The sequence below is a fragment of the Neobacillus sp. K501 genome, assembly GCF_053749995.1.
In genome coordinates, this window is record NZ_JBSLYA010000002.1 from 633,339 (window position 1) to 654,671 (window position 21,333).

Below are 21,333 nucleotides of genomic sequence, written 5' to 3' on the forward strand. Positions count from 1 at the left end.
AAAGGCTGTGTAGTATGATTATTCAGGAAAGGCCAGAACCACTGGATTTACTCATTTTCAAGCAGTTACTTGTTCGAATGGAATTGTCTGAAAATGATCACGCCAACTATAATGTTCGTCAAAAAGGATACGAAGGAGAGTTAAAAAGTGATGAATGGTTAAAAGGGCTTGCTGACCATTGGCTTGTTTTACATGGTTTACTCCTCGAATATGACGGTTCCAAGTTTCAAATTGATACGTTAATCCTAGCGTATGAAAAATTGTACATACTCGATGTTAAACATTATGAGGGTGACTATTATCTTGAAGGAGAAAAATGGTTTACCAAAACGAATCTTAACATGAAAAACCCGCTGCATCAGTTAGAAAGATGTGAAACCCTATTCCGAAAACTACTTCTGAGGCTTGGATGTAATTATTCAATTGAATCCTATCTTGTCTTCAATCACCCCGAATTCCACCTATACACTACAACCATTAACTTACCGATCGTATTTACAACACAATTAAACCGTTTTTTGAAAAAATTAAACTCACGTCCGGTAAAACTAAATCAGCGATACCATAATTTAGCACATCAACTAGCTTCACTCCACATCGTAGAATCCCCCTATACACGAGTACCACCTTATAGTTATCACGACCTTAAAAATGGAAATGTCTGTCCAAATTGCTACACATTTTCTACAAAGGTTAATAATAATAAACTTTTATGTAATCAGTGTGCTTGGATAGAAGGGGTAGATGAAGCAGTTTTGCGAAATGTGAAGGAGTTTGTACTACTGTTTCCAGATCGAAGAATTACTACAAATGGGATATATGAATGGTGTGGTGGGATTATTTCTAAAAAGAGTATCAGGAGGATATTGTTAAAGAACTATAGGTTAATGGGGCATAGCGCATCTTCACACTATGAATATCGGGAAGTTAAAGATTAAATTCGTAAATATCTAAAGTATTTTCTAAACGGTCAAATTATTTTGGATGACGACCTAATCGGGATATGAAATTATTACACACCCTGATTACCGTTCATCCTTTTTTCTTCCTTTTCGGGCATCAGATGCCTCCTCTGTTTACCGCTCATCGCTCTTTTCTTTCTCCTCGGGCATCAGATGCCTCACCTGTTTACCGTTCATCGCTCTTTTCTTTCTCCTCGGGCATCAGATGGCTCCTCTGATTACCGTTCATCCTTTTTTCTTCCTTTTCGGGCATCAGATGACTCCTCTGTTTACCGTTCATTGCTCTTTTCTTTCTCCTCGGGCATCAGATGGCTCCTCTGATTACCGTTCATCGCTCTTTTCTTTCTCCTCGGGCATCAGATGCCTCACCTGTTTACCGTTCATCGCTTTTTTCTTGCTCCTCGGGCATCAGATGCCTCCTCTGTTTACCGCTCAACGCTTTTTTCTTGTTCCTCGGGCATCAGATGACTCCTCTGTTTACCGCTCAACGCTTTTTTCTTGTTCCTCGGGCATCAGATGCCTCCCCTGTTTACCGTTCATCGCTTTTTTCTTGCTCCTCGGGCATCAGATGACTCCTCTGATTACCGTTCATCCTTTTTTCTTCCTTTTCGGGCATCAGATGCCTCCTCTGTTTACCGCTCATCGCTTTTTTCTTGCTCCTCGGGCATCAGATGCATCACCTGTTTACCGCTCATCGCTTTTTTCTTGCTCCTCGGGCATCAGATGACTCCTCTGTTTACCGCTCATCGCTTTTTTCTTGCTCCTCGGGCATCTAATTCATCATCGATATAACAAAAACAAAAAGCCCTCAAAAAAAGGACTTTTTCCCTGCTCTATCTTCTCTTCTTTTTTGGATCTACAGCGAATTTACTTTTAACAACCACTTTCTCTATCTCAAGCTGTACATGGACATGTTTTTCATCCATATTCGTAACACGCGAAACCTTTCCTTTTTGACCTTTGATTTTTAAATTCTCACCAATGGAGGGGATATTTTCTCGAAGCTGGGTTAATAAAAGCTTTTTGTTATCAAAAAAATGAACAACAAACATGTTTGCATCACCCTGTCATAATGGTTTCTACTAATAAAATATTTTAGTTCCATACACTTTAGACCACTGACCATTAAGTTTTATGACAGGTGCGAACATTGTTGTTCACAAGAAAACACTTTCCCTCCCACACAGATCCTTCATAATATAAAAAGGCCCCCAACTATACGTTGAGAGCCATTTGTTTCAGGATGATTAATTCTTTTCTTGATGGAATTTTGATTTTACAGGCTGGCCGCCTGACTTTTCATATTTCTTTTTCGATTGCTTAACGAGATCAACATCTTGGCCAATTTCTAAGTCTTGGTTATTAATACCATTGCGTGTCTTTTGTTCGGGGTTTTGTTGTTTTGAACGCTTCTTCAAGTTAATTCCCCTCCTCTAAATGCCTGAGCTTCTCTAGAAGCTTGCCCCTCTAATATCATCTCATTTTGGAGTTGCTGAATTTGCAGCCTCATGCGATGGAGCTGGTCTCGCTGCTGACCATTCGCACTATGAGCCATCTTTGCGATATCCTGATAGGTTTGTTCAAGCTCCTGTAAAGCTTTCGTATAATCATCATTATTATAATGCTCTTGAAGACTGCTTTCTTTAAACTGATCCTGAGCATTTCTAAGTACATCCTCACATTGCTGCATTAAAGCTTCCATTGAAGCACGAGTAGCCATCTAAGGACCCCCTTCATTTTGGTGACTCCTACTTGTCCAGCGCCTAGGCGCTTCTGCTTTCCTCCGAAGCGTGATGCTTCATTTCTTATTTTGTTCCCTATCTTTGTTCCTATACAATAATTACAATTGGATTAGCTTTTCTTTTCATGTTAAAATTTACTTTATGACTTAAAACCAAAAGGAGGTTTCTGAAATGACTCAGACCAACCCTTTTCCATATGCAACGGACGATAAACGTTATCATACTTGGAATTATCATCTTCGCCAGCAATTTGGCCATAAAGTATTCAAAGTAGCGTTAGATGGAGGCTTTGATTGCCCGAATCGTGACGGTACTGTTGCCCATGGCGGTTGTACTTTTTGCAGTGCAGCTGGATCTGGAGACTTCGCTGGTGACCGTACGGATGATCTTGAAACACAATTCCTTGAAATCAAGGAAAAAATGCATACAAAATGGAAAGACGGCAAATACATGGCCTATTTCCAGGCCTATACAAATACTCATGCCCCAGTGGAAGTCCTTAGGGAAAAATTTGAAAAAGTTCTAGAACAAGAAGGGGTCGTTGGCTTATCGATTGCCACTCGCCCAGATTGTCTTCCAGATGATGTTGTGGAATATTTAGCAGAGCTTAACAAAAGAACATACTTGTGGGTAGAGCTTGGCTTACAAACCGTTCATGAACGGACAGCTTTATTAATTAATCGTGCACATGATTATCAGTGTTACGTCGAAGGTGTTAATAAGCTTAGGAAGCATGGAATCCGAATTTGTTCCCATATTATCAATGGCTTACCGCTGGAATCGTATGACATGATGATGGAAACAGCGAAAGAAGTAGCTAAGCTTGATGTTCAAGGCATTAAAATTCATTTACTTCACCTTTTAAAAGGCACGCCAATGGTAAAACAATATGAAAAAGGCATGCTTGAATTTCTTTCACAAGAAGACTATGTAAACTTAGTATGTGACCAACTAGAAATTTTACCACCCGAAATGATTGTTCACCGAATTACCGGCGACGGACCGATTGATTTAATGGTTGGACCGATGTGGAGCGTGAATAAATGGGAAGTATTAAATGCGATTGATGCTGAGCTAAAAAGGAGAAACAGCTATCAAGGCAAATATTTTCAAACTGCAAAAGTGGAGAGTTAATGATGAAATTAGAGCGGATTCTTCCCTTTGCAAAGATCCTTTTAGAAAAAGCGGTTAGAACAGGTGATACTGTGGTCGATGCCACATTAGGGAATGGCCATGATACCTTATTTTTAGCCAATCTAGTTGGCGAGAACGGGATGGTTTTTGGCTTTGATGTTCAAGAAGAAGCAATTCTCTCCAGCAAAACAAGAATAGAACAGCAAGGACTTCAAGGCCGGGTAACGATTTTTCACAAAGGTCATGAACAACTTCTAGAAATGATCCCATCTGAACATCATGGAAAAATCACCGGGGCAATCTTTAATTTAGGTTATTTACCTGGCAGTGATAAAACGATTGTCACAAATCCGGAAACTACGATTTCTGCGATTGAACAGTTACTAAAGATACTGGCACCTGAAGGAATCATTATCCTTGTCATTTATCACGGTCATGAAGAAGGTGCTACGGAACGTGATGCATTAATGGAATACTGCCAATATATCGATCAGAAACAGGCACATGTACTCCAATATCAATTCATTAACCAACAAAACCATCCGCCCTTCATTGTTGCGATAGAAAAAAGATGAAACCAGGCTACATCAGCCTGGTTTTATTATTTTGCCTTAGAGATAATGTTGGAACCCATTTTTGAAGCGAGCGATAAGCTAGACCATTTATATAAAAGAAGTAACTTATCGCTCCACCCGTTTTGATAATTTCCTTTGCTAATTTGCGAACATTTTTTTGCTTACGGACCTTCCGATCAGATAAATATACGCCCAACAAACCGCGGTTGATTAACTGATGGAATTTCTTATGTGGTAGGTATTCGGTATGCTTGTCTGCCTCAAGAACAAAATGCTTGAGCCTTTTAAATAATGTTTCTTGATCTTTGTAATAGAAACAAAAGTTCAAGTCTCCACCATCACGATCCTCTTCCTGATCAATGAAATAATCCAATAAAATATGCAGGCCTTGGATATAAGGAAAATAACCCTTTCGAATATTCTCTGCGTCTTTTTCTAAAAAATCCTCTCTCATAGCATAAGAAACAAGGCAGAAAATGCCTAAAGTCGATCCTGAGCAAGCAGAAAATTCATACCATTCCATTTCCGGCAAGCGATTTTGATATTGCTGAAACCATTTTTCCAATCGCGGCACTCGTTCTTCTTGAACTACATGCTTATGCACTTGTAAATCACAATAATATTCACACAGTTCTAACAAGTACTCCTTTATTAGTGGATAATTCTTCATATCGCTTAGAACAGATTGGCATGTTTCGACTAAATCATTTAAATAACCGCCATCATCTTGGTCAGTTCGAAGCCGATAATAATTTTTTCGCGTTTCATCCAACGACAGTGCATCACTCATCGATTCATGAAGGGCTGCAAAATCGGCGGGGTCCAAGGAGGTGCTGCGGTCACAAAGATTATCTAAATAATCACTGATGGTTTGATAGGCGACGATAAATCGGATTACTTTTTTGTAATCTTCATTTGCAGTAAGGGCAAGAATCGCCCCTCCTTCGCAATGAAACGTTTTCCCTTCAATACTAGCAAGCGCTTGAGTTCTTAGCTCCGTATTGGGAATACTCTCTGCCCGTCTTTTCCAAACCCTGAGTTCTTGATGAACAGCTGGAAAAATACGACGATACACCTTCGACATTAATCGGAGTGACATCATGGTGAAACAAACACTTCCTTTTTTAAACGATGTAACCGATCGCTTTTAATTGGCTGCTGACAAAATCCTTAGCATATTCAAATACATCATCTCGTTCAGGTTCATTAAAAATTTCATGGTAGAATTTTGGCCATTCTTTAAATCTTTTTTCCGAAAGTGGTGTATGGTTAAACCACTCTTTAACCGGTACTTTATTCACAATTTTATCGTCTCCTGCTTGCATGACAAGCATCGGTACATCCTGTGTTATTTCGATTTTTAAAAATGCTTGTTTAATCGCTTCGGCTAATTCACGATACCATCTGACAGAAACCTGGGCTATATAGAGAGAATCGTTGGAATCGGCATCAAGGACATCTTGATTCCTCGTCGCCATTTCAATCGTCAAACCAGAATTAATCCGTAATGCTGGAAATACTACATTAAGCCCATGCGAGAGGATATCTAAGAATTTGGATGGAGAATGGATCAATCCTAGGCAAGGAGAGGAAAGAATCACTCCTGCTAGATTTAACCGTTCCTCCTGCAGTATGCGAATCGCAATTAACCCACCCATACTATGCCCTAACAGAAACACAGGTAAGTCATAGCGATAGGCTGCTTGAATCCAGTCCTTTACTTCTACTATGTATTCATCAAAGGAATCTATATGACCTCTACGGGATCTTGTTGTCATGCCTTGACCGGGGAGATCGCCCATGATGACATGAAAGCCCGCCATCCGCCACATTTCAATGAGCCAGCCGTACCGGCGATGATGCTCCATTGCACCATGAACCATTACGATAACAGCCTTCGCTTCCCCTTCTGCTTCCCACTTCCACATAGTGCTTCCCCCTAGAAAAAAATTGTTTATGGTATTATATTAACATTAACATATCTGATAGTACTAATTGGATGCGGTGTTACTTAGAATGAAACCGTAATTTAGAAAAGCGCAAGCGCCCTGTTCAGCGGCGTATGTCCTCCTCGAAAAAGAAAAACACTTTTCCTTCGTGCGATGCCAATGCTTACGAAGCCTTCCTTTATGGAGCGCTCCAACCGAGATAAAGGAAACACGAAGAGCGATAGCGCATTCGTGCTTGACTTATCGTAGGGCGGAGAGCGAAGGACACTAGCCGCTAGGGCGCTGGAGCTAGACAATTCTCAAAGACGATTTTTATACATTCATGTAATTTAAAAAGGAGCAAAAACAAAATGATTTATCCATACAAAGGGAAATACCCTAAAATTGCAGAGTCTGCCTTTATCGCTGATTATACAACGATAACTGGTGATGTTGAAATTGGTGAAGAATCAAGCGTTTGGTTTAATTCAGTGATTCGCGGTGATATTGCCCCAACGATCATCGGTAATAAGGTAAATATCCAGGACAACTCGGTTTTACACCAAAGTCCTAATAACCCTTTAATTTTGGAAGATGAAGTGACCATTGGTCACCAAGTCACTCTCCATAGCTGCATCATTCGCAAAAGAGCATTGATAGGGATGGGTTCGATCATTCTTGATCAGGCTGAAATCGGTGAAGGTGCTTTTATTGGTGCTGGAAGCCTTGTTCCACAAGGTAAAAAAATACCACCTAATACATTAGCATTTGGCAGACCAGCAAAAGTTATTAGAGAATTGAATGAAGATGACATCAAAGAAATAAACAGAATCTATAATGAATATGCGGAGAAAGCGCAATACTATAAATCTTTACAAAGAAAATAGGATTGAAATCACCAACTAAATTACAAATTCCACACTTTCCGGCTCCTTTTTGAGTCGGTTTCTTAGTTTACTCGCGAGTTTTTCGGTTTTACTCGCCAGATCTGTTAACTTACTCGCGAGTTTTTCAACTTTACTCGCCAAAAATTCCACTTTGCTCGCGAAAAAGCACCCATAACATTTTATGGGTGCTTCATTCTATATCTTCACTGTTTGCAATTCTTTTTCATGTGAAAAAGAATATTTCTTTTCAACGTAAACCTGATGCCAAACCATAAATGTTAATACAGTCCAAATTTTACGGCTGTTATCTGCTTTTCCTTGGCAGTGATCGTCAAGAAGCTTCAAAAGATAGGCTTTATTAATTAAATGATCCGTATTACTTTCGCGGATAATATTTTTCGCCCACTCATTCATCTCGTTTTTCAACCAGTGACGAATTGGTACAGGGAATCCAAGTTTTTTCCGGCTAAGCACATGATCAGGTACAACACCTTCTGCTGCTTTACGTAAAATATACTTTGTAGTTCCATTAGCCGTTTTTAGGCTAGTTGGAATCTTGGACGCTACTTCAAACACCGCTTTATCAAGGAACGGAACACGAAGCTCTAACGAATGTGCCATCGTCATTTTATCGGCCTTTAACAAGATATCCCCGCGCATCCATGTATGAATATCAATGTATTGCATTCTGTCAACAGGATCGTAGCCTTTAGATTCTGCATAAAGCGGTCTTGTAATGTCTCGATAGTCTAACCCAGCCCTATAAGCATTTAAAAGCTGGCGTTTTTCTTCTTCCGTGAACATTTTGGCGTTCCCAATATAGCGTTCCTCCATTGGGGTGACCCCGCGTTCAATAAAGCTCTTCCCTTTAGTCCCTTCAGGCATGATGTTGGCAATCCCTTTTAAAAGCACTTTGCCTACTCTTGGAATTTTATTAAACACTTCCAGGTCCTGAGGTTCACGGTAAATATTATAACCACCAAATAATTCATCGGCACCTTCACCAGAAAGAACAACCGTTACATGCTTTCTTGCTTCCCGCGAAACAAAATATAACGGGACACAAGCTGGGTCTGCAAGCGGGTCATCCATATGCCACATAATCTTTGGAAATTCATTCATATATTCCTCTGGCGTAATCACATAACTGATGTTTTCAACACCAAGCTTATCAGCGGTTTCTTTCGCAACATCGATTTCACTGAAGCCATTATGTTCAAAACCTACAGAAAATGTTTTGATCCCCGGATGGAATTCTTTTGCAATACTCGCTGTAATCGAAGAGTCAATCCCGCCTGAAAGGAATGCACCAACCGGTACATCACTTCTCATATGCATTTTTACCGAATCAAACATTACATCTCTAATTTCTTTTGTAAATTCAGCCTCAGTTTTATTTACCGGTTGAAAATGTGCTTTCCAATAGCGTTTAATATCCATTGGTGAACCAATTTTCTTAGTAAAATAATGCCCCGGCTCGAGCTTCTTAATTCCCTTTGTCATGGTTCTTGGTTCAGGAACGAATTGATAGGTTAAATAATGCTGCAGGGATTCATAGTCTAACTCTTCATTTTCTAAAGCAAGGAGAATGCTTTTTTTCTCAGAAGCAAAAAATGTTTTTTCGCCTTCATTAAAATAGAAAAATGGTTTAATTCCAAAAGGATCACGCGCCCCATAAAGGGTTTGTTCTTGCTTATCCCAGATGACAAACGCAAACATCCCACGCAATTTTTCAACTGCTTTTTCCTTGAGATGACTATAAAGGGCAATAATGACTTCCGTATCCGAGTTCGTTGCAAATGTTAATCCTTCTTTGAGAAGTTCTTCACGTAATTCCACATAATTATAAACTTCTCCATTAAAAATGATCCAATAGCGCTCATTTTCATACGTTAATGGTTGATGTCCACATTCTATATCGATAATACTCAAACGGCGGAAACCAAATTGAATATTCTCATCATAGTAAAAGCCATCATCATCTGGACCACGATGGGTAATTAAATCATTCATATTTTTAAATTGTTGTTTTTGATCATCACGATAGTTTTGTGCTTTGTCATGTACACAACCAATAAAACCGCACATTATGTACCTCACCTACTCCATTTCTAAATATCCATTCTAATAAACATACCTTCTAATACTACCACTATTTATTTGAAAATGGCAGTGAGAATGGTTGGAAAAATGAATGATAATATTTATTTTTCACGATATCCGTTTATCTTAAACTTAGACGTAAAATAGAAAACGGGAGTTACATGTAAAATGCAACTCCCAGTAAAAATTCTAGCTTAACTACAGCATTTTTTATTAAATGTTAGCTTGTGTACGAAGTGATTCAGCCTTATCTGTACGCTCCCAAGGAAGATCCACATCACTACGGCCAAAATGTCCGTAAGCAGCTGTTTGTTTATAGATTGGGCGACGAAGATTTAACATATTGATAATTCCAGCTGGGCGAAGGTCGAAGTTTTCGCTGACAAGATCAACTAGTACTTCTTCACTAACTTTTCCAGTACCAAATGTATCAACAGAAATGGAAACTGGTCTTGCAACACCAATCGCATAAGCAAGCTGTACTTCACATTTGTCAGCCAGTCCAGCTGCTACAATATTTTTCGCTACGTAACGTGCTGCATAAGCTGCAGAGCGGTCAACTTTTGTTGGATCCTTACCAGAGAATGCACCGCCGCCGTGACGAGCATAACCACCATAAGTATCAACAATAATTTTACGGCCTGTTAAACCAGCATCCCCTTGTGGTCCACCAATAACAAAACGGCCTGTTGGGTTAATGAAATACTTTGTATTTTCATCAATCAGTTCTTGTGGAACAACCGGATTAATGACATATTCTTTAAGGTTACGTTGAATTTGCTCTAATGTTACTTCAGGGTGGTGCTGTGTAGAAATAACAATGGTGTCAATACGAACAGGCTTGTCGTTTTCATCGTACTCAACCGTTACTTGAGTTTTACCATCTGGGCGAAGGTAAGGAAGAAGCTCATCTTTACGAACCTCTGTTAAACGGCGTGCAAGCTTATGTGCTAATGAAATCGGAAGAGGCATAAGCTCTTTTGTTTCATTACATGCGTAACCAAACATTAAACCTTGGTCACCAGCACCGATTGCTTCGATTTGCTCATCCGACATTAAACCTTCACGTGCTTCGAGTGCTTGGTCAACACCCATCGCGATATCAGGTGATTGCTCATCGATTGAAGTTAATACCGCACAAGTTTCAGCATCAAAGCCGTATTTTGCACGGGTATAACCAATTTCTCTTACCGTTTCACGAACAATTTTTGGAATATCAACATAAGTAGAAGTCGTGATTTCCCCTGCAACTAATACTAAACCAGTTGTTACTGAAGTTTCAGCAGCAACACGGGCATTGGCATCCTTTGCTAAAATAGCATCTAAAATTGAATCAGAGATTTGGTCACAGATCTTATCCGGATGACCCTCAGTTACTGATTCAGAAGTGAACAAACGACGTTTCTTGGACATCTGAATTCCTCCTATATAATGATATAAAGTGAGGTTATCTGTGTGGGTAATATGTATAACCTTGCCGTTTAACCTCGGGTTGATACGGAACTCATTCCCTTAGTAGTATGAAATAAACAAAGGATTTTTATGAATAGAAAAGCAAAAGCGCCTAGACGCTGGAGCTAGACAAAATCCCTCTGAAATTCTCATGATGGAAACAAAGATTAGCGATTAAAGTCACGAAATCACAATAAAAAACCTTTCCGTCATCTGAGGAAAGGTTGATTTACGCGCCTTTCACTCTTATCGTTCAAGGCATAGCCTTGCTTCAGGTTTAGCACCTTTGCTCGAGAAATAAATTCGTATTACTCGATTGCAGGTTGCTGGGTTTCATTGGGCCTGTCCCTCCACCAGCTCGGGATAAGAGAGTATCCGTTCAAGGTAGAATCATACCGCACAATGTCGAACTGTGTCAATGAATTTTTTAAGGATTCCCCCGACAAAAAAAGAACTTTTTCCAATAATATTATATAGTATTAAATACAACCTAATTTCGTTAATTAGTATAGACTATTGAATCTAATGTGTTATACTATTTGTATGGATATATTACTGATAAAAACATAAAAAAGGAAGGGTACCCTCGATGAATTCTGTTCATATCCCAAACGAATTAACTCAATTATTAGATGGAAGTAACGTGCAACTCCAACTTTCTGTACCACAATTAGTTGAAAAGATTTTGTCTCGAAATGAAGGAAAGTTGACTTCAACAGGAGCTATTAGTGTTTCTACTGGTAAGTACACTGGACGTTCTCCTCAAGACAAATTTACAGTGATGGAAAAATCAACGAAGGATAAAATTGCATGGGGTTCTTTAAATCAACCGATTTCAGAGGATGTATTCCAAAACCTGTATCATAAAGTATTGGATTACTTAAAACAAAAAGAAGAAATTTTCGTTTTTAAAGGATTTGCAGGTGCGGATAAAAAATCCCAGTTACCGATTCAAGTTGTAAATGAATACGCTTGGCATAATCTTTTTGCCCATCAATTATTTATCCGTCCAAGTGATGAAGAATTATTAACACATAAAACAGGTTTTACGGTAATCTCTGCCCCAAATTTTAAAGCAGATCCTGCAGTTGACGGTACAAACTCTGAAACTTTTATTATTATCTCCTTCGAACAGCGGACTGTTTTAATAGGCGGTACGGAATACGCAGGCGAAATGAAAAAATCTATTTTCTCCGTCATGAACTACTTATTGCCTGAAAATAATATTTTCTCGATGCATTGTTCTGCAAATGTGGGACTTGAAGGAGATGTAGCATTATTCTTTGGTCTATCTGGTACTGGAAAAACTACGCTATCAGCAGACCCTAATCGCCGCTTAATTGGTGATGACGAACACGGGTGGTCCTCTAATGGAGTGTTCAATATTGAAGGCGGCTGTTATGCCAAAACAATCAATCTTTCACGTGAAAAAGAGCCACAAATTTTTGATGCTATTCACTTTGGCACCGTGCTTGAAAATGTCATCCTCAATCCAGAATCTCGCATCGCGGATTACGATGATGCTACGCTAACTGAAAATACGAGAGCAGCCTATCCGATTCAGGCTATCGATAATATTGTTCAGCCAAGTATTGCTGGTCATCCGAATACGATTGTCTTTTTAACGGCGGATGCCTTTGGTGTGTTACCTCCTATCTCAAAGTTAACGAAAGAACAAGCGATGTACCATTTTTTAAGCGGTTACACATCTAAGCTTGCTGGAACAGAGCGGGGCGTTACTTCACCTGAAGCAACCTTCTCAACATGCTTTGGTGCGCCGTTCCTGCCGCTTCCTGCCACTCGTTATGCAGAAATGCTTGGAGAAAAGATTCTTGAACATAATGCGAATGTCTTCCTGGTGAATACAGGCTGGACGGGTGGAGAATACGGAGTGGGCAGCCGGATGAAGCTCTCCTATACAAGAGCAATGGTTCAAGCTGCACTTGAAGGTGAACTAAATCATGTGGAAACCGTAAAGGATGAAATTTTCGGTTTAAATATTCCTCTCCACATCGCCGGTGTTCCTGATGAAGTTCTACAGCCGTACAAAACTTGGGCTGATTCTGATGCCTATGAAACGAAAGCAAAAGAATTGGCTGGAAAATTCCGCGAAAACTTTAAAAAGTTTACGAAACTATCTCCAGAGATAGAAGTAAAAGGCGGACCTATTGCCTAGCTAGTTGTAAAGAAGCCCTTATCAATCAGATAAGGGCTTCTTTACATCACTATATGGAATACCAAAACAAAAGGCAGGAAAAATCATTCCCTGCTTAATTCGTTGAATTTAATGAAATTAATTGATAAGTTATACTCGTGCTATTTTTTTGCCATTCCAGTTTTTTAATCACAGCTGTTCCACTTGAATCACTTTCGATTGTTTTTCTAACATCAATCGGAATATCAATTGGATATAGTCTGTACCCTTCTTTTTCAAGGAGAAAAAGATTTTCTTCTAGTCGTCGTTCTCTTCCCTTTGTCACAATCATCGTATTTAACTCAAGAGGCATACCCACTATTCATCGCTCCTCTCCTATGTACTTCGTTACTATTTTATCATCTTTTGGACTGCCTTTTCATCCACTTCGTTAAATCTTCGACCACTTTTCTGTTCACACGGGGAGGAAAGTAGTGTGTAAATTCTTCAAAATACCAGCATTCCACGTTTTTTTCCAGTGCTCGTAATCTTCTTTCAAGGCGATAGGCATGTTCAACAGATACATTATGATCCATTACCCCATGTATAATCAAAACGGGGGCAGTAAGCCTTTCAAGCTCATATAAAGGTGTCCGCTCTTCGTACCGCTCGGGATATTTCTCGGGAGTTCCACCAATCACTCGCTTCATCATCCTTCTTAAATCTTTACGCTCCTGATAAGTTAATGACATATCACTCACTCCGCCCCAACTGACAACAGAGGCAGCCTCAGGAAATTGAATTCCCGTCATTAATGCCATAACACCACCACGTGAAAAACCAAATACATGGATGTTTTGAACTCTGCAAAGAGATTTTAACAAAAGATAGGCAGAAAAGGCGTCCTCCCGATCCTCACCTGCAAAATCCTCATTCCCTTCCCCGCCTTGATTTCCTCGATAATAAGGGGCAAAAACAATAAACCCTTCCGAAGCAAATTGGGAAATTCTTGACGGTCTTACTTTTCCAACGTTTTTTATCCCGCCGCGTAAATAGAGAAACCCATCGTAACTCCCCTCGCCCTTCGGTTCTGCCAGCAAGCCTTTTACTCTCAATCCATTTGATAAGTAGGTAATTACCTTTAATTCCACATTGGGATTAGGCGAAGGAAAACGCTGGATCTCCAAAATCATCCCATTTTGTTTATTCACCTTGATCGCTCTTTTCCTGTCAAATTTATTTTTTTGGTCATTCACACATTTTAATCATCCTCATACGATATCTTAGGTAATCAGCCCAGATTAAGGAGGTTTATTTTTGTTATGAAAAAGTCATTAAAGATCGGTTTCTCCTTACTCCTCATCGCTATTCTCATGCTTTCATTAGCGGCCTGTAATTCTAATAACACAAGCGATCAAGAGAAACTAGAGAAGGTGAGAATTGCCGAAGTCACCCGCTCCATTTTTTATGCCCCTCAATATGTCGCTATCGCGAAAGGATTCTTTAAAGAAGAAGGGCTAGACGTCACGTTAACGACTACTCCCGGCGGAGATAAAACCATGACCACGTTGATTTCTGGTGGTGCAGATGTTGCACTTGTAGGTTCTGAAACATCGATATATGTTTATGCTCAAGGTTCCGATGATCCGGTCATCAATTTTGCTCAATTAACACAAACCGATGGTACATTTCTTGTTTCAAGAGAGAAAATAGATAATTTCTCTTGGGATTTGCTAAAAGGATCCACCTTCTTAGGGCAGCGTAAAGGCGGCATGCCGCAAATGGTGGGAGAGTTTGTCTTAAAGAAACATGGTATTGATCCTCATAACGACTTGAATCTCATTCAAAATATTGACTTTGCGAACATTGCTAATGCTTTTGCTTCAGGATCCGGCGACTTCGTACAATTATTCGAGCCAACGGCAAGTATTTTTGAAAAAGAAGGCAAAGGCCATATTGTCGCTTCATTTGGGAAGGAATCCGGCCACGTCCCTTATACAACCTTCATGGCAAAGGATAGCTATATGACCGAGAACAAAGACATCATTGAAAAATTTACAAGAGCCGTCTATAAAGCACAACAATGGGTAGAAACTCACAGTGCCGAAGAAATTGCCAAAGCGGTCGAATCCTTTTTCCCTGATACAGATTTGGAGATCATGAAAACCGTGATCGAACGCTATAAGAGTCAAGGTTCTTTCGCAACAGATCCGATTCTAGATGAAGGAGAATGGGCTAATCTCCAGAATATCATGAATGAGGCTGGAGAGCTTCCTAAAGAAGTTGACCATGAAACACTTGTTAATACAGAAGTAGCCGAAAAAGTCACTAAAAAATAAACCGAAGGGAGGCCGTCTAAAATGAATTTTCTGTCCATTCAAGACATTCATCATACCTATTTCACAAAATCCTCTGCCACCACGGCCCTCTCCAATATTACGTTGAATGTGGAGAAAGGAGAATTTATCTCCTTTCTTGGCCCAAGCGGCTGTGGTAAAACAACACTGCTTTCCATAATCGCTGGATTGATAAAACCAACACAAGGAACGATCCTGTTGGAAAATAAACCTGTTACCAATGATGAACATCAAATTGGTTATATGCTGCAGCAGGATTACTTATTTCCTTGGAAGACGATTGAAGAAAATATTTTGTTAGGTTTGAAATTATCCAAGCAGTTAAATAATCAAACCAAAACCGCGGCTTTAAGTCTATTGAAACAAATCGGTTTAACAGGCGTAGAAAAGCAGCTTCCACGACAGCTATCAGGCGGAATGAGGCAGCGGGTCGCGCTTGTTAGAACCTTAGCAACTGAGCCTAAGCTGCTCATGCTTGATGAACCCTTTTCAGCATTAGATTATCAGACAAAACTCAAACTGGAAGATTTAGTTTCAAAAACGCTTGAAGATTTCGGAAAAACCGCCATCCTTGTCACACATGACATTGGCGAAGCCATAGCCATGTGTGACCGAGTTTTCCTTTTTTCACCTAGTCCTGGAAGGATTCACAAAGTATTTCAAATGCCTGACGAACTTAGGAACATTTCCCCATTTGAAGCAAGAAATCATGAAGCATTTTCTGCCGTCTTCCAAACCATTTGGAAGGAGTTGGAATCACTTGAAACCAATTAAGAAGGACATTACACTCCTCCATAAAAACTATATTCACTCTTTAAAAATTGAAAAAAGATGGGTAAGATTCTACCAAATCATTATTTTCCTTTTATTTTTTAGCAGCTGGGAGATTTCTAGTCAACAAAAATGGATAGACCCACTTATCTTTAGTTCTCCATCGAGGATATGGAAATTATTAATCGAGAATATCCAAGATGGCTCCTTAGTCACACATCTAGGTGTAACATTAACGGAAACGATATTTGGCTTTATCCTAGGGACATTACTCGGAACTATATTAGCTGCCTTATTATGGTGGTCACCAATGCTTTCAAAAATTCTTGATCCTTATCTTGTCATCTTAAATGCTATGCCAAAAGTAGCTTTAGGTCCCATCTTAATTGTTGCTCTCGGACCAGGCTACCCATCGATCATTGCCATGGGGGCCATCATTTCCATTATCATTACGACAATTGTGGTTTATACATCTTTTAGGGAGGTAGACCCCAATTATCTGAAGGTTCTTCAAACTTTTGGAGCGACCCGATTACAGTGCTTTAAAGAAGCAATATTACCTGCCAGCTTCCCCACTATCATTTCTACATTAAAAGTGAATGTTGGCTTATCATGGGTAGGAGTCATTGTCGGAGAATTTCTTGTATCCTCCAAAGGACTTGGTTATATGATTATTTACGGCTTCCAGGTATTTAACTTCACCCTCGTGTTTTTATCGCTTTTGGTGATTGCTGTGATTGCAACGATTATGTATCAGCTTGTTGAACTTCTGGAGAGAAAAATTATCAAGGAATAGCGGCTTATTATTCATTTGTCGCTATTCTTTTTGCTTTTTATGTATTTCAAACATTCTTCCACCACTTGGTCTTTCATAATAAAACTATATTCGTTCCCAAAGCGCTCCTGCAGTATATCCCCTTTAATGAGGACAGGCCCATCTGTCTCATAATATTCGTTTGTTTCACTTATGTTAGCAATCTCCCCCCAAAAGACAGCCTTTACAAAAGACTCCTTATCGCTGGTGACCCGATATTGGGCAATTTTCCTCATTGACATTAATGCTGCCCCAGTTTCTTCATAAACCTCCCTCCTTGCTGCTTCTTCGAGTGTTTCACCTTCTTCTACCTTTCCCCCAGGAAACTCTAGTCCTCGGCTTTTATGTTTTGTTAATAGCCAGGTATCCTGATATTGGCAGATAATAAAAACATGCTTAGCACTACCCTTGAAAGCATTTTCATTAAAGGAAAGTTCGACCGTATGACCGTAACAATCTAAAAATTGTTTCATCCTATCCCCGCCTTAACATTATCTCTCATTTTATTATAATCGAAAAAACGGAAAATCCTTATTATTAGGACTTTCCGTTTTAAGTCATTCTTCTTTTGGTAAAATATTCATCGATTCAATATGGCTTTTTGCCTCTTTATCACCTAGTTTATAAATCATTCCATACACCTGTTGGATCGTATTGTCATAGGCATCATTTTCACGGTCGTAATGATATTGAACATATGGGACATGGGCTCGGAAAAAATTTTGCCATTCTGTCGAATAATTTTGGTCAAACAGCTCCCGCAGCTGAGTTATTTCCTCGTTATTGGCTTCGATTTTATAACTCCAAGTAGAACTCGTTGCACTTTGAAATATACCGCCGGTTCCTAAGTCTATATAATAGGTCTTCTTTTGCTCATCCATTCTGTCATCCCCTTACAAATCATTACTTAAAATTTCCCACAATCAATAAAATTTTATTCTCTTTCAAATTTCGACCCATTTTTTAAAATGGGTTGAGGTATAATTGTCATAATATTAAGAAAATAGATTTAGTATAATTCTTGATTACATTTGTTTCACGGAATTAGAGGATATTTTTTATTATTAAGGGAATTGAATAAGTAAGGAAAAAATAAAATGATTGGGAGGTGAACAGAATGAAGATTGTGGATGAATTATTTGAAATGTATCGCAACAAATTGACTGGGGATGAGGAAGATATTGATATGCTTGCATTTGCCTTCCTAGAAGAGATGTCACAGGAAGATCTCCTCCATTTAATCCAAGAGATGGATAAACAGGAATTATATAATTTGATGGGTCTTTATTTAATCGAAACCTTGAAAGGTAAATTTGCGCAAGAAGAATATGGTCAGCAGCGTACAAATACTTATTATCCTAGAAATATCCATTGATTATTACATACTAGTATAAGGAAACTGTGTCGACGCAGTTTCCTATTTTTATGCTAAAATGGAAGAGGAAGGGGGAGAGAAATATGACTACTGTGCTTGTTGTCTGTATTATTATCGTCATTGTTGTTCTTTTGTTGGCTGTTATTACGACCTCAAAGGCATATACCTTTAAGCATACTGTTGACCCGATTGACGATAATCCTTATTTAAACAATGAGGAAACAGAGGAAAAACAACCATAAAAAATTCCTATTCGCTGTGAATAGGAATTTTTATTTTATGCGAATACTTGCTTAAGATCTTCTTTGCTTTGATCGAGCCAGAAACGCATTAAGCGTTTTGCCCCTTCTAGATCATGAAGCTTTGCCTGACCGCATTGTCTTTCATTTGCTGCAGGGATATCGATTATTTCAACAGCGTCCTTCATTGTATCTTCAAGGAGATCAATGATTTCTTCCACTGTTGGTTCACCGCTGACAACTAAATAATAACCTGTTTGACAGCCCATTGGTGAAATATCAATAATATCAAAGTGATCATATTTTTCCGAATGCTTGCGGATATTGAAGGCAAGCAGATGCTCCAATGTATGAATGGCATCTGGCTTCATTGCTTGTTTATTTGGCTGACAAAAACGAATATCATATTTATTTACAACACCGTCACTACCTACCTTATGAACACCACAGTGTCTAACATAAGGGGCTTTAACCGCATTATGGTCTAAATCAAAGCTTTCAACTGAAGGCATTAAGTATCACTCCTTTTCAAATCTAAAACTATCATACTATAAATTCCGAGTTTTTTCATCTACTTAGTTATATTTAACAAATTAGTCGTTTCTATGTTATCTTTTAATTAATCATCTGAAAGGAGTACCCCAATGCTCAAAAAGATTTTTATTGCCATCATCCGTTTTTATCAAGTTGTCATCTCACCAATAAAACCGCCCACATGCCGCTTTTATCCAACCTGCTCTCATTATGGCTTAGAAGCTGTTCAGCGTTTTGGCGCTGTGAAAGGCGGCTGGTTAACCATAAAACGAATCTTAAAATGCCATCCCTTCCATCCAGGCGGAGTTGATCCTGTACCTGAAAAGAAACAGCCTTAGCTTTGATAGCCGTCGACAACTAAATCGAGCCTGCCGGTTGCAGGGTCGATCACAAGTCCATGAATCGGTACACCGTTTGGCATTAATGGATGATTTTTTATTACTCCAACGCTATGTTCCACACTCTCGGTCACATTATCAAAACCATGCAGCCATTTTTTTATATCTATTCCGGAGTAAGTCAAAGTATCAATCGTTTCATCTGTGACTCCTCTACTTTTCATACTTTCAATGACAGGATCAGCCTTTAAACCACTCATACCGCAATCATGATGAGCAATAACGAGGACCTCTTCTGCTTGTAACTGATAAACAGCAATTAATATACTTCGCATAATACTCCCAAACGGATGGGACACGAGCGCGCCTGCATTCTTAATCGTTTTTACATCACCATTCCCTAAATTCATCGCTTTGGGCAATAATTCCAACAGTCTCGTATCCATACATGTAAGAATGACCATTCGCTTATTCGGAAATTTCGTTGTTTCATACTTCTCATATTCTCGTTTTTCCACAAATTGCTGATTATAATCTAGAATTTCACTTAATAAGGACATATTTAAACCACCTTTCTTTTTTTAAGCATACATAACCTAAGTCCATATCATCAAATATTATACTTGCATTTTATATATTTTTTTTGTAAGATACATAGGGAAATCGGAATCGTTCCGTATTATGCAGTTATTTATTATTTGAATTCTAAAAATTTTTGTACAATAAATCGTAATAACTCCGATTTATTACTTTTCAGAAGGAGCATTTATGAAAAAAATAATTATTTTTCTATCTTTACTCTTACCTTTCATTCTTGTATTATCCGCCTGTACGAAGGAAGAACAATCGCCAAATGGTAAAGACCAATTAACCCTTTACACCACTGTCTTTCCTCTTCAATATTTTGCTGAAAGAATTGGTGGAAAATACGTCAATGTTGACACTATTTATCCTCCTGGAGCAGATGAACATACATTTGAACCATCGCAAAAGGATATGATGGAATTAGCTGATTCAGACTTGTTTTTCTATATTGGTTTAGGATTAGAAGGTTTCGTTGAAAGCGCAAAGAAAACGTTAAAAAACGAAAACGTTACTTTAGTGGCAACGGCAGACAACCTTGATTTAGCTGAGGAAGAGCATCATGAGGAAGAAGGAGAGCATCATGAGGAGGAAAGCGACGAAGAACACGTCCATGATGTTAACCCACATGTCTGGCTCGATCCACTCTACTCCAAAGAGATGGCCTTAGTAATGCGTGATGCATTGATCAAAAAGATGCCAGAAAAAAAAGCATTATTTGAAGAAAATTTCCAACAGCTTGCAACGGAATTAGAAGCGCTAAACCGTGAGTATGAAGAAACAATCTCGATAGCAAAACATAAACAAATGATTGTCACCCATGCAGCATTCGGCTATTGGGAACAGCGTTATGGCATTGAACAGATTAGCATTTCTGGACTATCAACCTCCAATGAACCATCACAGAGAGAATTAGAAAAAATTATTTCCTTGGCCGATCAAGAAGGATTGCAGTATATCCTGTTCGAACAAAACGTCCAATCAAAACTTGCTGAAATCGTTCAAAAGGAAATCGGAGCACGAGCACTTCCGATTCATAATTTAGCGATTTTAACAAAGGAAAATATAAGTGACAATGAAACTTATTTTTCACTAATGAAACAAAACTTGGAATCATTAAATACTGCGCTAAACAATTAACAAGCTTACCTAATGTTTACTCGAATGAGTAGCCACTAAACTTCAAAAGCTATATCTGTATTACGAATCTGATGAAGGAGTGATACAGATGGCACAGGACGTATTATGTGAGGTAAATAACTGTACTTTTTGGGCAAAAGGAAATAAATGCAGTGCGGAAAGTATTTATGTTGTCAGCCATAAAGGAAAAACGGCTGATACAAATCAAGAAACAGATTGTAAAACTTTTGAACCGAGTGATATATAAACAAATAAACCAGGCAGTC

26 protein-coding genes and 1 riboswitch are annotated in these 21,333 nt (G+C 38.9%); of the genes, 13 read left to right on the forward strand and 13 right to left on the reverse strand.

Going from position 1 to position 21,333, the window contains the following annotated elements:
* The first annotated feature begins 14 nt into the window (after positions 1-14).
* Positions 15-938, forward strand: a complete 924-nt coding sequence (locus ACWM35_RS07675) for a nuclease-related domain-containing protein (RefSeq protein ID WP_454817004.1) — start codon at positions 15-17, stop codon at positions 936-938.
* Positions 939-1,795: 857 nt separating this feature from the next.
* Here the strand turns inward: ACWM35_RS07675 and ACWM35_RS07680 are convergent.
* The 3 genes from ACWM35_RS07680 to ACWM35_RS07690 all read right to left on the reverse strand — a co-directional run bounded on the left by ACWM35_RS07680 (position 1,796) and on the right by ACWM35_RS07690 (position 2,682).
* Positions 1,796-2,014, reverse strand: a complete 219-nt coding sequence (locus tag ACWM35_RS07680; RefSeq protein WP_454817006.1) for a hypothetical protein — start codon at positions 2,012-2,014, stop codon at positions 1,796-1,798.
* Between the two features lie 195 nt (positions 2,015-2,209).
* Positions 2,210-2,380, reverse strand: a complete 171-nt coding sequence (locus ACWM35_RS07685) for a glycogen biosynthesis protein GlgD (protein WP_454817007.1) — start codon at positions 2,378-2,380, stop codon at positions 2,210-2,212.
* The gene (locus ACWM35_RS07690) at positions 2,377-2,682 is read right to left on the reverse strand and encodes a YtzC family protein (protein WP_454817009.1); all 306 of its coding nucleotides are present in this window, start codon (positions 2,680-2,682) and stop codon (positions 2,377-2,379) included. Before ACWM35_RS07690 ends, ACWM35_RS07685 begins: the two co-directional genes overlap by 4 nt.
* A gap of 193 nt (positions 2,683-2,875) precedes the next feature.
* Here ACWM35_RS07690 and ACWM35_RS07695 point away from each other — a divergent pair, with 193 nt between their 5' ends.
* Complete coding sequence (locus tag ACWM35_RS07695; protein ID WP_454817011.1) at positions 2,876-3,838, forward strand: TIGR01212 family radical SAM protein; 963 nt, start codon at positions 2,876-2,878, stop codon at positions 3,836-3,838.
* A gap of 2 nt (positions 3,839-3,840) precedes the next feature.
* On the forward strand, positions 3,841-4,413 hold the full coding sequence (locus ACWM35_RS07700; protein WP_454817013.1) for a class I SAM-dependent methyltransferase: 573 nt from the start codon (positions 3,841-3,843) through the stop codon (positions 4,411-4,413).
* Positions 4,414-4,420: 7 nt separating this feature from the next.
* On the opposite strand, the gene ACWM35_RS07705 is transcribed toward ACWM35_RS07700, so the two are convergent.
* Complete coding sequence (locus tag ACWM35_RS07705) at positions 4,421-5,515, reverse strand: tetraprenyl-beta-curcumene synthase family protein (protein ID WP_454817015.1); 1,095 nt, start codon at positions 5,513-5,515, stop codon at positions 4,421-4,423.
* Between the two features lie 22 nt (positions 5,516-5,537).
* A complete protein-coding gene (locus ACWM35_RS07710) occupies positions 5,538-6,341 on the reverse strand; it encodes an alpha/beta hydrolase (RefSeq protein ID WP_454817017.1) in 804 nt (267 codons plus the stop codon).
* Positions 6,342-6,712: 371 nt separating this feature from the next.
* On the opposite strand from ACWM35_RS07710, the gene ACWM35_RS07715 reads away from it, so the two are divergent.
* Positions 6,713-7,228, forward strand: a complete 516-nt coding sequence (locus ACWM35_RS07715; RefSeq protein WP_454817019.1) for a gamma carbonic anhydrase — start codon at positions 6,713-6,715, stop codon at positions 7,226-7,228.
* Between the two features lie 195 nt (positions 7,229-7,423).
* Here ACWM35_RS07715 and asnB read toward each other — a convergent pair whose 3' ends face one another.
* Positions 7,424-9,316 (reverse strand): asparagine synthase (glutamine-hydrolyzing), encoded by a 1,893-nt coding sequence (gene asnB, locus ACWM35_RS07720; RefSeq protein WP_454817021.1) that lies wholly within the window; start codon positions 9,314-9,316, stop codon positions 7,424-7,426.
* 228 nt (positions 9,317-9,544) lie between these two features.
* Positions 9,545-10,744, reverse strand: a complete 1,200-nt coding sequence (gene metK / locus ACWM35_RS07725) for a methionine adenosyltransferase (RefSeq protein WP_454817023.1) — start codon at positions 10,742-10,744, stop codon at positions 9,545-9,547.
* A 282-nt stretch (positions 10,745-11,026) separates the two neighbouring features.
* A riboswitch (SAM riboswitch) is annotated at positions 11,027-11,153 on the reverse strand.
* 219 nt (positions 11,154-11,372) lie between these two features.
* Between metK and pckA the strand changes: the two genes are divergently transcribed.
* On the forward strand, positions 11,373-12,959 hold the full coding sequence (pckA, locus tag ACWM35_RS07730) for a phosphoenolpyruvate carboxykinase (ATP) (protein WP_454817025.1): 1,587 nt from the start codon (positions 11,373-11,375) through the stop codon (positions 12,957-12,959).
* A 94-nt stretch (positions 12,960-13,053) separates the two neighbouring features.
* Here the strand turns inward: pckA and ACWM35_RS07735 are convergent, their stop codons facing one another.
* Positions 13,054-13,296, reverse strand: a complete 243-nt coding sequence (locus tag ACWM35_RS07735) for a DUF2584 domain-containing protein (RefSeq protein ID WP_454817027.1) — start codon at positions 13,294-13,296, stop codon at positions 13,054-13,056.
* 40 nt (positions 13,297-13,336) lie between these two features.
* On the reverse strand, positions 13,337-14,110 hold the full coding sequence (locus tag ACWM35_RS07740) for an alpha/beta hydrolase family protein (protein ID WP_454817121.1): 774 nt from the start codon (positions 14,108-14,110) through the stop codon (positions 13,337-13,339).
* Between the two features lie 129 nt (positions 14,111-14,239).
* Between ACWM35_RS07740 and ACWM35_RS07745 the strand changes: the two genes are divergently transcribed.
* Genes ACWM35_RS07745 through ACWM35_RS07755 form a run of 3 tightly spaced genes read left to right on the forward strand, consistent with a single transcriptional unit; the run spans position 14,240 to position 16,841 of the window.
* Complete coding sequence (locus tag ACWM35_RS07745) at positions 14,240-15,256, forward strand: ABC transporter substrate-binding protein (RefSeq protein WP_454817029.1); 1,017 nt, start codon at positions 14,240-14,242, stop codon at positions 15,254-15,256.
* Between the two features lie 21 nt (positions 15,257-15,277).
* The gene (locus ACWM35_RS07750) at positions 15,278-16,048 is read left to right on the forward strand and encodes an ABC transporter ATP-binding protein (RefSeq protein ID WP_454817031.1); all 771 of its coding nucleotides are present in this window, start codon (positions 15,278-15,280) and stop codon (positions 16,046-16,048) included.
* Entirely contained in the window at positions 16,035-16,841 is an 807-nt protein-coding gene (locus ACWM35_RS07755) for an ABC transporter permease (RefSeq protein WP_454817032.1), read from the forward strand. The genes ACWM35_RS07750 and ACWM35_RS07755 overlap by 14 nt, the downstream gene beginning before the upstream one ends.
* An 11-nt stretch (positions 16,842-16,852) precedes the next feature.
* Here ACWM35_RS07755 and ytkD read toward each other — a convergent pair whose 3' ends face one another.
* Positions 16,853-17,332 carry an RNA deprotection pyrophosphohydrolase gene (gene ytkD / locus ACWM35_RS07760; RefSeq protein ID WP_454817034.1) on the reverse strand — a complete coding sequence of 160 codons (480 nt, stop codon included), beginning with the start codon at positions 17,330-17,332 and terminating at the stop codon, positions 16,853-16,855.
* Between the two features lie 84 nt (positions 17,333-17,416).
* On the reverse strand, positions 17,417-17,740 hold the full coding sequence (locus ACWM35_RS07765) for a hydrolase (RefSeq protein ID WP_454817036.1): 324 nt from the start codon (positions 17,738-17,740) through the stop codon (positions 17,417-17,419).
* Between the two features lie 236 nt (positions 17,741-17,976).
* Between ACWM35_RS07765 and ACWM35_RS07770 the strand changes: the two genes are divergently transcribed.
* Both ACWM35_RS07770 and ytzI read left to right on the forward strand, forming a co-directional pair.
* Complete coding sequence (locus tag ACWM35_RS07770) at positions 17,977-18,234, forward strand: DUF6154 family protein (protein WP_454817038.1); 258 nt, start codon at positions 17,977-17,979, stop codon at positions 18,232-18,234.
* A gap of 83 nt (positions 18,235-18,317) precedes the next feature.
* Complete coding sequence (gene ytzI / locus ACWM35_RS07775; RefSeq protein ID WP_454817040.1) at positions 18,318-18,476, forward strand: YtzI protein; 159 nt, start codon at positions 18,318-18,320, stop codon at positions 18,474-18,476.
* Positions 18,477-18,511: 35 nt separating this feature from the next.
* Here the strand turns inward: ytzI and ACWM35_RS07780 are convergent, their stop codons facing one another.
* A complete protein-coding gene (locus ACWM35_RS07780; RefSeq protein WP_454817042.1) occupies positions 18,512-18,985 on the reverse strand; it encodes an S-ribosylhomocysteine lyase in 474 nt (157 codons plus the stop codon).
* Positions 18,986-19,117: 132 nt separating this feature from the next.
* Between ACWM35_RS07780 and yidD the strand changes: the two genes are divergently transcribed.
* Positions 19,118-19,345, forward strand: a complete 228-nt coding sequence (yidD, locus tag ACWM35_RS07785; protein WP_454817044.1) for a membrane protein insertion efficiency factor YidD — start codon at positions 19,118-19,120, stop codon at positions 19,343-19,345.
* Here yidD and ACWM35_RS07790 read toward each other — a convergent pair.
* Entirely contained in the window at positions 19,342-19,905 is a 564-nt protein-coding gene (locus tag ACWM35_RS07790) for a beta-class carbonic anhydrase (RefSeq protein WP_454817046.1), read from the reverse strand. The genes yidD and ACWM35_RS07790 overlap by 4 nt on opposite strands.
* Before the next feature lie 208 nt (positions 19,906-20,113).
* On the opposite strand from ACWM35_RS07790, the gene ACWM35_RS07795 reads away from it, so the two are divergent.
* Both ACWM35_RS07795 and ACWM35_RS07800 read left to right on the forward strand, forming a co-directional pair.
* Positions 20,114-21,067: a metal ABC transporter solute-binding protein, Zn/Mn family gene (locus ACWM35_RS07795; RefSeq protein WP_454817048.1), complete on the forward strand. Its 954-nt coding sequence runs from the start codon at positions 20,114-20,116 to the stop codon at positions 21,065-21,067.
* A gap of 88 nt (positions 21,068-21,155) precedes the next feature.
* Positions 21,156-21,314, forward strand: coding sequence for a DUF1540 domain-containing protein (locus ACWM35_RS07800; RefSeq protein ID WP_454817050.1), 159 nt, complete (start codon positions 21,156-21,158; stop codon positions 21,312-21,314).
* Positions 21,315-21,333: the final 19 nt, after the last annotated feature.

Bases quoted from the DNA above. Each gene is read 5' to 3' on its own strand.
- ACWM35_RS07675 (WP_454817004.1), top strand. From the start codon at position 15: ATGATTATTCAGGAAAGGCCAGAACCACTGGATTTACTCATTTTCAAG.
- ACWM35_RS07680 (WP_454817006.1), bottom strand. From the start codon at position 2,014: ATGTTTGTTGTTCATTTTTTTGATAACAAAAAGCTTTTATTAACCCAG.
- ACWM35_RS07690 (WP_454817009.1), bottom strand. From the start codon at position 2,682: ATGGCTACTCGTGCTTCAATGGAAGCTTTAATGCAGCAATGTGAGGAT.
- ACWM35_RS07695 (WP_454817011.1), top strand. From the start codon at position 2,876: ATGACTCAGACCAACCCTTTTCCATATGCAACGGACGATAAACGTTAT.
- ACWM35_RS07700 (WP_454817013.1), top strand. From the start codon at position 3,841: ATGAAATTAGAGCGGATTCTTCCCTTTGCAAAGATCCTTTTAGAAAAA.
- ACWM35_RS07705 (WP_454817015.1), bottom strand. From the start codon at position 5,515: ATGATGTCACTCCGATTAATGTCGAAGGTGTATCGTCGTATTTTTCCA.
- ACWM35_RS07710 (WP_454817017.1), bottom strand. From the start codon at position 6,341: ATGTGGAAGTGGGAAGCAGAAGGGGAAGCGAAGGCTGTTATCGTAATG.
- ACWM35_RS07715 (WP_454817019.1), top strand. From the start codon at position 6,713: ATGATTTATCCATACAAAGGGAAATACCCTAAAATTGCAGAGTCTGCC.
- asnB (WP_454817021.1), bottom strand. From the start codon at position 9,316: ATGTGCGGTTTTATTGGTTGTGTACATGACAAAGCACAAAACTATCGT.
- metK (WP_454817023.1), bottom strand. From the start codon at position 10,744: ATGTCCAAGAAACGTCGTTTGTTCACTTCTGAATCAGTAACTGAGGGT.
- pckA (WP_454817025.1), top strand. From the start codon at position 11,373: ATGAATTCTGTTCATATCCCAAACGAATTAACTCAATTATTAGATGGA.
- ACWM35_RS07740 (WP_454817121.1), bottom strand. From the start codon at position 14,110: ATGATTTTGGAGATCCAGCGTTTTCCTTCGCCTAATCCCAATGTGGAA.
- ACWM35_RS07745 (WP_454817029.1), top strand. From the start codon at position 14,240: ATGAAAAAGTCATTAAAGATCGGTTTCTCCTTACTCCTCATCGCTATT.
- ACWM35_RS07750 (WP_454817031.1), top strand. From the start codon at position 15,278: ATGAATTTTCTGTCCATTCAAGACATTCATCATACCTATTTCACAAAA.
- ytkD (WP_454817034.1), bottom strand. From the start codon at position 17,332: ATGAAACAATTTTTAGATTGTTACGGTCATACGGTCGAACTTTCCTTT.
- ACWM35_RS07765 (WP_454817036.1), bottom strand. From the start codon at position 17,740: ATGGATGAGCAAAAGAAGACCTATTATATAGACTTAGGAACCGGCGGT.
- ACWM35_RS07770 (WP_454817038.1), top strand. From the start codon at position 17,977: ATGAAGATTGTGGATGAATTATTTGAAATGTATCGCAACAAATTGACT.
- ytzI (WP_454817040.1), top strand. From the start codon at position 18,318: ATGACTACTGTGCTTGTTGTCTGTATTATTATCGTCATTGTTGTTCTT.
- ACWM35_RS07780 (WP_454817042.1), bottom strand. From the start codon at position 18,985: ATGCCTTCAGTTGAAAGCTTTGATTTAGACCATAATGCGGTTAAAGCC.
- yidD (WP_454817044.1), top strand. From the start codon at position 19,118: ATGCTCAAAAAGATTTTTATTGCCATCATCCGTTTTTATCAAGTTGTC.
- ACWM35_RS07790 (WP_454817046.1), bottom strand. From the start codon at position 19,905: ATGTCCTTATTAAGTGAAATTCTAGATTATAATCAGCAATTTGTGGAA.
- ACWM35_RS07795 (WP_454817048.1), top strand. From the start codon at position 20,114: ATGAAAAAAATAATTATTTTTCTATCTTTACTCTTACCTTTCATTCTT.
- ACWM35_RS07800 (WP_454817050.1), top strand. From the start codon at position 21,156: ATGGCACAGGACGTATTATGTGAGGTAAATAACTGTACTTTTTGGGCA.